This window comes from Paraeggerthella sp. Marseille-Q4926 (assembly GCF_916618935.1).
GTDB classification, from domain to species: Bacteria; Actinomycetota; Coriobacteriia; order Coriobacteriales; family Eggerthellaceae; genus Paraeggerthella; species Paraeggerthella hominis.
Genome location: NZ_CAKAKF010000002.1, coordinates 142,061 through 154,810 on the forward strand (window position 1 = coordinate 142,061; position 12,750 = coordinate 154,810).

The window sequence follows — 12,750 nt, forward strand, 5'->3', positions numbered from 1 at the left end:
ATGGACGAACAGGAAAAATCGGCGGCGCTTTCCGTTTCCGCCGCGATGTCGCTTGCGAAAAGCGCGCTCGAAGGCGTGACGGTGCGGCTTGTGGGCGAAGTGTCCGAGCTTTCCAACAAGCCGGGCTACAAGGCGGTGTACTTCACCGTCAAGGACAAGAGCGCCGCTCTGCCCTGCATGATGTGGGTCAATCGCTACCAGGCGTCCGGCGTGCAGTTGAGCGTGGGGCAGCTGGTGGAATTGACCGGTCGCTTCACGCTGTACGCAGCGAAGGGGCGCATGAACTTCGACGTGTTCTCCGTTGCGTTGGCGGGCGAGGGCAACCTGCGCTTACAGGTGGCGAACTTGGCGCGCAAGCTGGAGGCCGAAGGGCTCATGCGGCCGGAGCGCAAGCAGCCTGTTCCGGCGTTTCCCCTGACGATCGGCCTGGTAACCTCACCGCGCGGCGCGGCCGTCCATGACGTGCTGCGCACGCTGCGGCGTCGCTTTCCCGTAGCGCGCGTCGTTTTGGCGGGTGTTCCGGTGGAAGGTCCGCGTGCGCCGGAGGATATCGTCGAGGGCATGCGCTGCGTGCTGCGCGCGGGCGCCGAGGTGATCCTCGTGGTGCGCGGCGGCGGGTCGTTCGAAGACCTCATGCCGTTCAACGACGAAGGGCTTGCGCGGGCGATCTCGAAATGCCCCGTGCCCGTGGTGACCGGCATCGGGCACGAGCCCGACACGTCCATTGCGGACATGGTCGCCGACGTGCGCGCCTCTACGCCCACGGCTGCCGCGGAAGCGGTAAGCCCGGCGCGCGAAAGCTTGGAGCACGTGCTCGAGGCTCGTTCGCGATCGCTTGCCGCGAGCGCCGGGCGCGCCGTGGAGCGAGCGACGGCCGAGGTGCGACGCATTGCGACCCGGCCCGTGCTGCGCGATGCAAACCTGCTGTTCGCGGCCGAGGCGCAAGGGCTTGACATGGCTGCGGAGCGCTTGTTCCGCGCCATCCCCGCGAACCTCGAGCGCGATCAAGAGCGATTGGAGCGTCAGCGCGAACGCCTTGCGCGCGTCCTTCCGCAGAACGTGGCGCGCGATCGCGAACGCCTTGCGCGCGAACGCGATCGGCTTGCCCTTGCGGGCAATGCGGTTGTTGCGCGGTTCGAGCAGCAGGCCGGTCTTGCCGCTGCCCGCTTGAACGACCTTTCGCCGCTTGCCGTGCTGGGTCGCGGCTACGCCATCGCGCGCACCGCCGAGGGCGGCGTGGTGAAAAGCGTGGAAGCGGCTCCTGTCGGCTCGCTGGTGGACGTGTCGGTGTCCGACGGCGTGCTTGCTTGCCGCGTGGAGAACACGCATCGAATCGATACCGAAGTCGTAGTTTGGGAGGACGTGTCATGATGGAGAATACCGAACCGAAGCCCATCGAGGAGCTGTCGTTTCGCGAGGCCATGGCAGAGTTGGACGGCATCGTAGGCGTTTTGGAGAGCAATTCGCTCGAGCTGGAGGACAGCCTGCGAAGCTACGAGCGCGGCGTGTCGCTTCTGCGCGCTTTGCAGGGCCGTTTGACCGAGGCGCAGCAAAAGGTGGACGTGCTCATGGGCGAGCTTGTGGCCGACACCGACGACGGCGCGCGCGACACCAGCCTGTCTTGATGCGTTCCTGCGCTCGGGGTGGGGTTCGCAAGACCGTCGCTTTGTTCCAAGGATCTTGCGAGGCCCCATCCCGAACGCTTGGCGAAGCCGATAGGTTTCGGGGCGCGCCGTCGTCGGCGACGTTCCCAAGATACGCTCGAACCGGAAAGAGGGATCAGCATGATCAAAGAGGATTGCCTGTTCTGCAAGATCGTGGCGGGGGAGATCCCGTCGACCAAGGTGTACGAGGACGATCGCGTGCTGGCGTTCGAAGACGTCAATCCGCAGATGCCCGTGCACACACTCATCGTGCCGAAGAACCACTACGACAACATCGGCGACAACATTCCCGAGGATGAGATGGGGTACCTGTTCAACACGGTCAAGAAAGTAGCCGAGCTCAAGGGCATCGCCGAGAGCGGCTACCGCGTGATCGTGAACACGAACGACGACGCGCAGCAGTCCGTGCACCATGTTCACGTGCACGTTTTGGGCGGCGCGCCCATGAACTCGGGCGATCCTTCGCAAAAGTAGCATCTTCGCCCGCAAGGGCGCAGGGCCGACAAGACGGAGCCGGTAAGGTGGGGGATGCCCTTCTGCCTTGCCGGCTCTTGCTGTATCCGGCATAAAGGCCCGGCTTTGTTTTCGGTGAACGGCGCGCCGCTTGCCGATAGGACGCCTCCTTTGAATACGGCCTTTTGCGCATGCGCCTAAAATATATCCCTTGGGAATAGTAAATAAGGAGGCAGATCGTTGAACGTCCTAGTTATCAATGCGGGATCATCTTCCTTGAAGTACCAGCTGGTCAACGTTGAGCAGCATGAGCTTTTGGCGAAGGGCATCTGCGAGCGCGTGGGTTCCGCCGAGGCTTTTCACAAGCATGGTCTTGACGAGAACGAGCAGGTCATCGATGCGAAAATGGCCGATCATGACGACGCGATGGCGTTGGTGCTCGAATCTTTGACCGAGGGACCTACCAAGGCCATCGATTCCCTTTCGGAAATCGACGCCGTTGGGCATCGCATCGTGCAGGGCGGGAAGTACTTCGACCGGTCCGTCCTCATTGACGACGAGGTGATCGCGAAGATCGACGAGTTGGCGGAGCTTGCTCCTTTGCACAACGGCGCCGCGCTCATGGGCATTCATGCGTGCATAAAGCACATGCCGAACGTGCCCATGGTGGCTGTGTTCGACACGTCGTTCTTCCAGACGCTGCCGCCGAAGGCGTTCATGTACCCCTTGCCTTACGAGCTGTACGAGAAGTACGCCATCCGCAAGTACGGTGCGCACGGCACTTCCCATCGTTACATCTCCGAGCGCGCGGCAGTGGTGCTCGACGAGCCGATCGAGGACCTCAAGCTGATCACGTGCCACCTGGGCAACGGCTGCTCCATCAGCGCCATCGACCACGGCGTGGCCGTGGACACGTCCATGGGGCTCACGCCGCTCGACGGCCTCATGATGGGCACGCGTTGCGGAGCGATCGACCCTGCCATCGTGCCGTTCGTCATGGAGCATGAGAACCTGACCGGCGCCGAGATGAACGACTTGATGAACAAGAAGTCGGGTCTTCTGGGCATCTCCGGCATCTCGAACGACCTGCGCAGTGTGCGCGACGCCTCCGAGCAGGGCGACGAGCGCGCGCAGTTGGCTTACGACATGTACTCGAACTCGGTGAAAAAGTACATTGGCCAGTACATCGCCGTCATGGGCGGCGTGGATGCCATCGTGTTGACGGCGGGCGTGGGCGAGAACTGCGAGAAGATGCGCCGCATGATCTTCTCGGGCTTGCAGCCCCTTGGCATCGTCCTGGACGAGGAGCGCAACCGCCAGCGCGGCTTCGAGCGCGAGATTTCGACGGACAGCTCGCTGGTGAAGATCATCATCATTCCCACGAACGAGGAGTACATGATCGCTCGCGACACCTTCGACATCGTGCACGAGAAGGCGAACGAGCCGCTGATCTAGCGCGTTCAGTGCAAGCACCCGATAAAAAAGGCGACCTACGGGTCGCCTTTTTTTACCGTCGATTGCAGGTGCCGTTCCGGTAGGTTATTCGGCGGCTTTCTTCGCCTGGGCCTGCACGCAGGTGATGGCGATGACGCCCACGATGTCGTCGGCGGTGCATCCGCGCGACAGGTCGTTCACCGGGGCTGCGATGCCCTGCGTCACCGGGCCGTACGCCTCGGCGCGCGCCAGGCGCTGCACCAGCTTGTAGCCGATGTTGCCGGCGTCCAGGTCGGGGAAGATCAGCACGTTGGCGCGGCCCGCAACGGGGGAGTCCGGAGCCTTCGATGCGCCCACGGAGGGAACGATGGCAGCATCGAGCTGAAGCTCGCCGTCAAGAGCCAATTCCGGTGCCAGCTCCTTGGCGATGGCCGTAGCTTCGACCACCTTGGCGGCGTCGTCGTTCTTCGCCGAGCCGTACGACGAATGCGAGAGCATCGCCACGGTGGGCTCGGTGCCGATGAGCGTTTTCCACGACTTCGCGGAGTTCACCGCGATATGCGCCAGCTTTTCGGCGTCGGGCTGCACTTCCAGGCCGCAGTCGCTGAACAGGAAGGTTCCTTCCTGGCCCAAATCGCAGTTGGGAACCACCATGATGAAGAACGAGCTGACCAGCTTCACGCCCGGTGCGGTCTTGAGAATCTGCAGGCTGGGGCGCAGCACGTCGCCCGTGGAGTGGCAAGCGCCGGCCACCATGCCGTCGGCAAGGCCGGCCTTCACCATCATGACGCCGAAGTACAGCACGTCGTTCAGCTTCTCGTCGGCGGCTTCGGGGGTCATGCCCTTCGCTTTGCGCAGCTCGTAGAATTGGCTTGCAAGCTCGGCGCGCAGCTCGGACGTGCGCGGGTCCACGATCCGCGCACCGTCGAGTCGGTATGCGGAGGCTTCGATGGCGGCCGCGTCGCCAAGGATGACGAGGTCGGCCACGCCGTCGGCCAGGATGCGCTCCGCAGCCGCCAGCGTACGCTCGTCGTCGCCTTCAGGGAGCACGATGGTTTGCTTGTTCTCCGTGGCTCGGGCGAGCATGGAATCGAGAAATGAACTCATGGCACCGTCCTTACGATCAAGTATCAAATTGCCGCTTCCAGCGCTGCGGCCGCGCTCGCATTCGTTTCCGAATTTATCCACTTTATATGATAATCCACGCAGCCCCGACCCTTCCCGGTAAAATAACGTGCGGCATATTTGGCGCGGCAAAGCGCGCGTCTCAACCATAGGATTCCCTCGCAGGCGCAGATGAGCCGGCGGGAAGGACAAGGAAGGCAGCTTCATGGGTGTGCAGTACCGGAAGTTCACTGATCTGGACAGGTCTGATTTCGACGTCATCGTTGTGGGCAGCGGTTTTGCCGGCAGCGTGGTGGCGCGCGAGTTGGCGGAGCGCGCCGGCAAGCGCGTCCTCATCATCGAGAAGCGCGGCCACATAGGCGGCAATATGTACGACGAGGCGGACGAAGCGGGCATCCTGGTGCACCGTTACGGGCCGCATATCTTCCACACCAACGACAAGCGCGCCTTCGATTACGTGCGCCGCTTCACCGATTGGCGCGATTACCAGCACGAGGTTCTGGCGGACTGGTACGGCACGTACATGCCGGTGCCGTTCAACAAGAACTCGATGGAAATCGCGTTCGGTCAGGAGAAGGCTGCCAAGCTGACCGAAAAGCTGATCGAGACGTTCGGCGACGAGCGCAAGGTCACCATCAACGAGCTGCGCGCGCAGGACGATCCCGAGCTTACCGAGATCGCCGACTTCATCTACAAGAACGTCTTTCTCTACTACACGCAGAAGCAGTGGGGCCTCACGCCCGAAGAGGTTGATCCCAGCGTGACCGCGCGCGTGCCCGTGTTTGTGTCGCGCGACAACCGCTATTTCCAGGATGCGTACCAGGGCATGCCCGCAGACGGCTATACGCCGCTGTTCGAGCGCATGCTCGACCACGAGAACATCGTGGTATGCCTGAACACCGAAGCGGAAAGCGTGTTCGACCTGGAGTTCGAGAGCGGCGACGAGAACGCTCCGCTCACGGCTATTAACGTCAAGGATCAGGCGTTCGAGGGTCCCATCGTCTATACGGGCCCGCTTGACGAGCTGTTCCTCTCGCGCTTCGGGCGCTTGCCGTACCGCAGCTTGGACTTCGTGTACGAAACGCACGACAAAGAGCAGGTCCTTCCGTGCGGAACGGTGAACTTCACCGTGACCGAGGACTACACGCGCATCACCGAGTTCAAGCATCTGACGGGCCAGACGGCTCCCAAGACCACCATCATGAAGGAGTACAGTCACTCCTACGACGATCCGAAGAAGCAGATTCCGTACTACGCCATCATCAACGACCAAAACAACGCTCACTACGAGCGCTATCTTGCGCTGACCAAGCCGCTTGCGAACTTCTACCCGTTGGGTCGTTTGGCCGAGTATCGTTACTACAATATGGACGTCATCATCGGCCGCGCGCTTGCGCTGGCCGATCAGCTGGCGGGGTAACAGGCATCGATTGCGCGGCGGGTACGCTCCCGCCGCGCTCTACCAAGACGACGGGGATAGGAACCATGAAGACCATTTCATTCGCCATTCCGTGCTATAACTCGGCGGCGTATATGGACAAGTGCATAGAATCCATTCTGAAGTGCGGCGACGATATCGAGATCATCATCGTGGACGACGGTTCGACCAAGGACGAGACGCCCGCCAAGGCCGACGCCTGGGCGGCGAAGTATCCGGATATCATCCGTGCCGTGCATCAGGAGAACGGCGGCCATGGCCAGGCGGTGAACACGGGGCTTGCGAACGCGACGGGGCGCTACTTCAAGGTGGTCGATTCCGACGACTGGCTCGACGAGCACGCCATGTCGGAGATCATGGGCTACCTGCGCTTCCAGTGCGAGCTGGAAAACGCCGTTGACCTGGTAATCGGCAACTACGTGTACGAGAAGGTGCACGAGGGGTCGCGCACCGTCATGCATTATCGCAACGTGTTTCCCGAGGGACGCGTGTTCGGTTGGGCCGACGTGGGTCACTTCCTGCCCAGCCAGTACCTGCTCATGCATTCGGTCATCTACCGCACCCAGCTTTTGAAAGATATCGGGCTGGAGCTGCCGAAGCACACGTTCTACGTGGACAATATCTTCGTGTACGTGCCGCTGCCGCATGTCAAGACCATCTACTATCGCGATCTGGACATGTATCGGTACTTTATCGGTCGCGAAGACCAGAGCGTGAACGAAAGCGTCATGATCGGGCGCATCGATCAGCAGCTGCGCGTGACGCGCACCATGATAGACGCCGTGCGCCTGCCCGACGATGTGCCCGAGAAGCGTCTTGAGCGCTACATGGAGAACTACCTGTCCATGATGATGTGCATCTGCTCCATCTTCTTGCGCATGATCGACACCGATGAGGCGGAGGACAAGCGCGAGGCCATCTGGGATTACCTGAAACGCCAGGATTCGGACGTGTACCGCCGCATCCGCCGCAGCGCGCTCAACATGGGCACGAACCTGCCTACCGGCTTGGGCCGCAAGATCGGCATCACCGGCTATCGCATGGCCCAGAAGATCTTCAAGTTCAACTAACGTGAAAGCGGGCTTCGGCCCGCTTTCTGCTTTCTGGTTCGGTTCTCGTACCCCGAGGTGCGCGTCTCCCCGTTTCGCGTCCGTCGGTCCTTGCTCACGATCCTCGTGACCTATTGTCGCCCGAAACGTACGGTTTTCTCGTCGAAACCGTACGTTTCGGGCGACAATTTCCTGAGCTAGGCGCCAAAAGGCTCGAAAGGGCCGTCCTCGAAGCTGCGCACCGTGAAAACCTGCGCCGAATCCGAGCGAGAGCGTTCGAGCTTCCGCTCGGCAAGAGCGGTTTCGGTGCTGCGAGGAATCCCGTACCTTTCGAGCGGCTTCACGAAAAGTGCCTGGTCCATCACGTCCTTGTACGAAAATCGGACGATGGGCATGCCGTACAGCGTAATCTGGGCTTCTCTATGACGCTCATCGGCAAGCGCCCGCAACGAAGACCGGCCGCCGAGCAGCTCCGCGTTCTCGTATTTCTGCATCCCATCGAACTCTCCGAGGACCCTGCCTCCATCCAGGCGAGTCCAAAGGAAATCGACGCGATAGAACCGTCCCGCATGCAAGGGCTGCGGCAGAGCGACCTGAAGCTCGGGAAGCGCGAAGCCCTGCCTGATCATCACGGCGCGCGCAATGGATTCGCCCCCGCTTTCGCTCAAAGGGTCGGCGTGGTACATCGTGCGAACGGCATCGGCAACATGCGCATGGCCGCTTCCCAAGCGCTTGAAGCGGGAAACGAACCAGCTCGATGGTTTTCCGCTCATGCGCAGCGCGCTATCGGCAACGGCAAGCGCTTGCTCGAAGCCGGAAGTGCGCATGCAGTCGAAAACGGTCCGTGAAAGCGACGTTACCCGAAGCCCGCGAACGACCACGGGCTCGTCGCCCGAAATCACATGCCATCGAACGTTCGTCGAGCTGACGTTGCGCCTCGACCGGGACGTTGCAACGTGAACCACGTCCAGGCTGCTGTACGAAACGGACAGGCCGAACGCAACGGCAGCCGATTCGTGGCAAAAAACCCAATCCGGATGCAGCTCCTGCACGGTGCGAAGCACGTAGAGCGCCTGATCGAACCTTGAAAGCCCATTCCAGCACGCCGAGCTTGCATACACGCCTCGCATCGGACGAACGACTGCGCAGCATTCGGCGCGCCTCCGCAAGATCGCCCGAACGCGATCGCAAGAGGGAACCAGGCATTTTCCCGCACGCTCGGCTTGCAAGAGCAGCCCGGCAAGTTCTGCATCATTGGCTTTCATCGCATCTCACCACCATTCGCCCTATGAGACCTTGACCTATCATTTCACAGAATCAGCGCGGGCGGATGGTGGACATTCGGTTCGCAAGACGAACATTGTCGCCCGAAACGTACGGTTTCGGCGAGAAAACCGTACGTTTCGGGCGACAATGCGGGCTGCGACCCGCGAGCGCGACCTGCGACCGCCGGCTGCGGTTGCAGGTCGCAGCCGGCGGTTCGCGACCTGCGGCGATGTCGATGCCGCAGGTCGCGTCGTTGCTGCGCGCTCGGCGTTACGCGCCCATTCCGGCGAACACGGCGGCGAATGCCACCAGCACGCCTACGATGGACTCGCCGCCCAGAACGCCGCTCGACACCACAAGACCGGTCTCCTGCTGCTCCTTCTCTTTCGCGGCGCGCTCGTCAGGGGAGAGCTTGGCGCGGCGACGCTTGCAGACGGCGTCGTAGACCACCTTGACCATGGCGCCGATGAACGCCGTAAGCGACATGTAGAAAGGCAGGTAGATGCCCAAGCCCAGCATCATGGCGGGGAAGTTCAGCAGGTAGAGCGCGAATCCCGCCGCAAGCCCAAGGGCGAACGCCGGTACGGACGGGATACCCGACACCATGGTGGCCACGACCGAAGCCTGCGCCGACACGAACGATCCGGTGGGCCCGAACGACTCCGGCCCGTAGGCGCTCACCAGCACGGCCATGACGGCCACGGCCACGATCGCGCCCAGCACGGCGCCGATCGCCTGGCCGATCCACTGCGCTTTCGGCGAGGTTCCCAGCACGTGGCCGGCATGGAAATCGTTCATCACGTCACCGGCCAGGCCGCACGCGACGGCCACGATGCCCGCGACGAAGAACAGCTGAACCTGCGGCACGCTCGATACGGCCGCCACGGCCAGAAGCACGATAAGCCCGAAGATCTCCATGGGATCGATGCCCGTTTGGCCGACGCTTTGCGCGCTCATGGCCGTAGCCACCCAGGCAAGCGTCACTACGATGACGGCGGGCACGGGGCCGAGCTGCAGCCCGAAGCAGATGAGCAGCGCCACGGCCGCCACGCCGCATGCGGCAATGCCCGCGCTTAGGCGGATGCGGCGCCGTGCTGCCGGGTCGTCGCTTGAAAGGTTCGAGGGCGCGGGGCTGGCGGCCACGGTGAACGAGCCTTTCGTGTTCTTGATCATCTGCCATGCCTTAGGCAGGATGTTCTTGAAGATGACGCCCAAGCCGGCGCCCATCATCACGCCCATGCCCAAGCTGGACACGATGCCCTGCCCGGACGCGACGTCCCACAGTCCGGCTGCCGATCCGCCTACGATGATGCCGAAGTTCGCGAACAGCGCGCCGGCGAACCATACGATCACCGCGCCCGTGCCCACTAAAAATCCTACGGCCAAGAGCATGGGCGAGTTGTAGATGCCGAACGCAACGCCGGGAACGGCTACGTTGCCGAACAGCATGGCCGGAATCACGCCGAAGAAATCGCGCAGCGCGGTGTAGACGCCGGCAAGGCCCATGGAGCCGAACAGCTTGAGGCCCACCTTGCCTCCCGCGTTGCCGGCGATGAGCGTTTGCGCAGCCGCTTCTCCGATGGGGTATTCCAGCTCGGCGTCTTCGATGAAGTGCCGCCGCAGCATAACGGTGCAGATGAGGCCCAGGATCACGCCGGACAGCGCAACCAGGAGCATTTCGAACCATCCCACTTCGTCGGCATAGCCCAGCATCCAGATGCCGGGGATGGTGAACGCGAGGCCGCCCGCTACCATGGCGCCGGCCGACATAACCGTATGCGTGACGTTCGCTTCGTTGAGGCTGGCTTTTCCGCGGCCGAGGCCTTTCAGGAAAAACAGCGAGATGATGGCCGCGAACACGATGGGCCAGGGGAGCGCCCCCATTTTGAGGGCCGTGTACACCGATGCCGCGGTGATGATGACGCAGCCTACGCAGCCTATGAGAACGCCGCGCAGCGTCAGCTGCCCTTTGACAGAGTCCATATCCTTCTCCTTTTCGTATATCCGCTTCCCCTTGCGTTTTAGGAAGTCGGGTTACTGATCGGACGCGTACAGTATAATCGGTGCGGCGCGCGACGAGTATCGTTAAATTCGCGTGATTGTGTAATTCATGAAGGAAGGCGGCTTCTATGGGCGAGGGTCGAGCCGGGCAGCGTACGCGCGCGCCTCAGTCGGTGTTGGCTGTTGACGTGGGGAATTCGGTGACCAATCTGGGCTTGTTCGAAGCGGGCGAGCTGACGGCTACCTGGACGGCTACAACGTACGAGCGCATGACGGCCGACGAGGTCCGCGTTCGCATTTCCTCGTTTCTGGCGACGCTCGACAATCCCGTTTCCGTTGACGACGGCATCGTGGCGTCGGTGGTTCCCGGTTTGACGGACGCGTGGATTGCCGCCGTGAAGAGCCTGACGGGAAGACGTCCGGTTGTGGTGGGCCCCGGTTTGAAGACGGGGGTCAAGATGCGCTACAACGATCCGGGCGAGCTGGGGGCCGACCGCGTAGCCGACCTTGCCGCCGCGAAGGCCGCGTACGAGCCGCCGTTTCTGGTGGTCGATTTGGGCACGACGACCAACTTCGAGGTGGTCGACGCCGAGGGCGTGTTCGTGGGCGGCATCATCGCTCCGGGTCTGAAGCTTTCTGCACGGGCGGTATCGGATGCGGCTGCTCAGCTGGCGGTCGTGGATCTTCGCACGCCGGCGTCGGTGATCGGGAAGAACACGCGCGAAGCCATGCAGTCGGGCGTCGTGATAGGGGAGGTGGCTCGCATCGACGGATTGGTGGACGCCGTGTGGCGCGAGCTGGGGTACCAGACGACCGTTGTTACCACGGGCGAGGACGCGCAGACGATGGCGGCGCTTTCGCAGCGCGTGACCTGCGCCGACGAGCACTTGACCTTGCGCGGTTTGGGGATATTGCACGGCCTGAATCGGCGTTGCTAGGGTACAATAAGCGGATTGTTCCAATTGGAAAGGGGTTCGTGCATGGAAAAGGGGAACGTGAAGGCGCTTCTGCCCATCGGGGTGTTCCTCGTGCTGTATCTGGGCCTAGGCGTGCTGTTCGAGTACGTTTTGGGCATATCCATGGGGTTCTACAACATTCCCATCGTGGTGATCTTCCTGATCGCGCTGATGGTGGCTTGCTTCCAAAACCGCAAGCTTCCCTTCGACGACAAGCTTGTCATCATGGGCCGCGGCATCGGGGACAAGACGATCGTCACCATGATCCTCATCTTCATGGCTGCCGGCATATTCGTGGGCACCGTTGGACGCGATAGCGCGGAAAGCGTCGCCTACCTGCTGCTTTCCGTTATCCCTGCTGAGTATTCGGTGGTTGTTCTGTTCGTGGTCAGCTGCTTCGTGTCGCTGTCCATGGGAACGTCGGTGGGTACCATCACGCTTATCACGCCCATCGCCGTGGCCGTGTCCGCTGCGTCGGGGTTCGACATGCCGCTGTGCGTGGCCAGCGTCATGGGCGGCGCGATGTTCGGCGACAACCTCTCGTTCATTTCCGATACGACCATCGCGGCGTGCCAGGGCCAGGGCTGCCAGATGAAGGACAAGTTTCGCGAGAACTTCAAGATCGCCCTGCCGGCTGCCATTGCAACGCTGGTCATCATCTTGGTGCTGTCGCTGGGCGCCGACATCAGCGGGACCGTGCATCATGAGTACGATCTGATCCAACTTGTTCCGTACCTGATCGTGCTGATCGGCGGCATCGTGGGCATCAACGTGTTCATCGTGCTGCTGCTGGGCATCGTGTCCGGCTCCCTCATCATGATGGCAACCGGGGCGACCGCTCCCACCGACCTGCTGGCCAACATGGGCTCGGGCGCCGCCGGCATGTTCGAGACCACCATGGTGGCCGTGCTGGTAAGCGCGATTTGCGCCCTCATTCGCGAGTACGGCGGCTTCACCGCTTTGCTGAACGGCATCAAGAGCCTGTTCAAGAGCAAGAAGGGCGGTCAGCTGGGCATGGGCTTGCTGGTAGGCGCTATGGACATCGCCACGGCGAACAACACGGTTGCCATCGTTATGGCGAACCCCATCGCGGCCGACATGGCGAAGACGTACGACATCACGCCGCGCAAGACCGCGTCCATTTTGGACACGTTCTCCTGCGTGTTCCAAGGGGTCATCCCGTACGGCGCGCAGATGCTCGTGGCCGTTTCGGCTACGGCTGAGCTGGGATATGCGCTGTCGGCGTTCCAGATCATTCCGTTTCTGTTCTACCCGTTCCTGCTGCTGATCAGCTCGCTCGTGTTCATCTTTTTCGTGCCTGAGAAAAAGGTCGACAACGCGTAAAGATTCACCTTCGTGAAACG

The 12,750-nt window shown here is 62.0% G+C and carries 11 protein-coding genes; 8 read left to right on the forward strand and 3 right to left on the reverse strand.

Annotation, left to right across the window (positions count from 1 at the left end):
* The 4 genes from xseA (at position 1) to LG373_RS03945 (ending at position 3,572) form a co-directional block, all read left to right on the forward strand.
* The gene (gene xseA / locus LG373_RS03930) at positions 1–1,371 is read left to right on the forward strand and encodes an exodeoxyribonuclease VII large subunit (protein ID WP_114566890.1); all 1,371 of its coding nucleotides are present in this window, start codon (positions 1–3) and stop codon (positions 1,369–1,371) included.
* Positions 1,368–1,625: an exodeoxyribonuclease VII small subunit gene (xseB, locus tag LG373_RS03935; RefSeq protein ID WP_114566889.1), complete on the forward strand. Its 258-nt coding sequence runs from the start codon at positions 1,368–1,370 to the stop codon at positions 1,623–1,625. Before xseA ends, xseB begins: the two co-directional genes overlap by 4 nt.
* Positions 1,626–1,784: 159 nt before the next feature.
* A complete protein-coding gene (locus LG373_RS03940) occupies positions 1,785–2,138 on the forward strand; it encodes a histidine triad nucleotide-binding protein (protein ID WP_114566888.1) in 354 nt (117 codons plus the stop codon).
* A gap of 219 nt (positions 2,139–2,357) precedes the next feature.
* A complete protein-coding gene (locus LG373_RS03945) occupies positions 2,358–3,572 on the forward strand; it encodes an acetate/propionate family kinase (protein ID WP_114566887.1) in 1,215 nt (404 codons plus the stop codon).
* An 84-nt stretch (positions 3,573–3,656) separates the two neighbouring features.
* Here LG373_RS03945 and pta read toward each other — a convergent pair whose 3' ends face one another.
* Complete coding sequence (gene pta / locus LG373_RS03950; protein WP_114566886.1) at positions 3,657–4,658, reverse strand: phosphate acetyltransferase; 1,002 nt, start codon at positions 4,656–4,658, stop codon at positions 3,657–3,659.
* Positions 4,659–4,881: 223 nt separating this feature from the next.
* Between pta and glf the strand changes: the two genes are divergently transcribed.
* Together glf and LG373_RS03960 are read left to right on the forward strand one after the other, a co-directional pair.
* Positions 4,882–6,096: a UDP-galactopyranose mutase gene (gene glf / locus LG373_RS03955; protein ID WP_114566885.1), complete on the forward strand. Its 1,215-nt coding sequence runs from the start codon at positions 4,882–4,884 to the stop codon at positions 6,094–6,096.
* 65 nt (positions 6,097–6,161) lie between these two features.
* Positions 6,162–7,184 carry a glycosyltransferase family 2 protein gene (locus LG373_RS03960; protein ID WP_114566884.1) on the forward strand — a complete coding sequence of 341 codons (1,023 nt, stop codon included), beginning with the start codon at positions 6,162–6,164 and terminating at the stop codon, positions 7,182–7,184.
* A gap of 176 nt (positions 7,185–7,360) precedes the next feature.
* On the opposite strand, the gene LG373_RS03965 is transcribed toward LG373_RS03960, so the two are convergent.
* Positions 7,361–8,293: a hypothetical protein gene (locus LG373_RS03965; RefSeq protein ID WP_225749068.1), complete on the reverse strand. Its 933-nt coding sequence runs from the start codon at positions 8,291–8,293 to the stop codon at positions 7,361–7,363.
* Positions 8,294–8,699: 406 nt separating this feature from the next.
* Positions 8,700–10,412, reverse strand: a complete 1,713-nt coding sequence (locus LG373_RS03970) for an OPT/YSL family transporter (protein ID WP_225749069.1) — start codon at positions 10,410–10,412, stop codon at positions 8,700–8,702.
* Positions 10,413–10,558: 146 nt separating this feature from the next.
* Between LG373_RS03970 and LG373_RS03975 the strand changes: the two genes are divergently transcribed.
* Positions 10,559–11,368: a type III pantothenate kinase gene (locus LG373_RS03975; RefSeq protein WP_225749070.1), complete on the forward strand. Its 810-nt coding sequence runs from the start codon at positions 10,559–10,561 to the stop codon at positions 11,366–11,368.
* A gap of 42 nt (positions 11,369–11,410) precedes the next feature.
* Entirely contained in the window at positions 11,411–12,730 is a 1,320-nt protein-coding gene (locus tag LG373_RS03980) for a Na+/H+ antiporter NhaC family protein (RefSeq protein ID WP_114566880.1), read from the forward strand.
* Positions 12,731–12,750 lie beyond the last annotated feature (20 nt).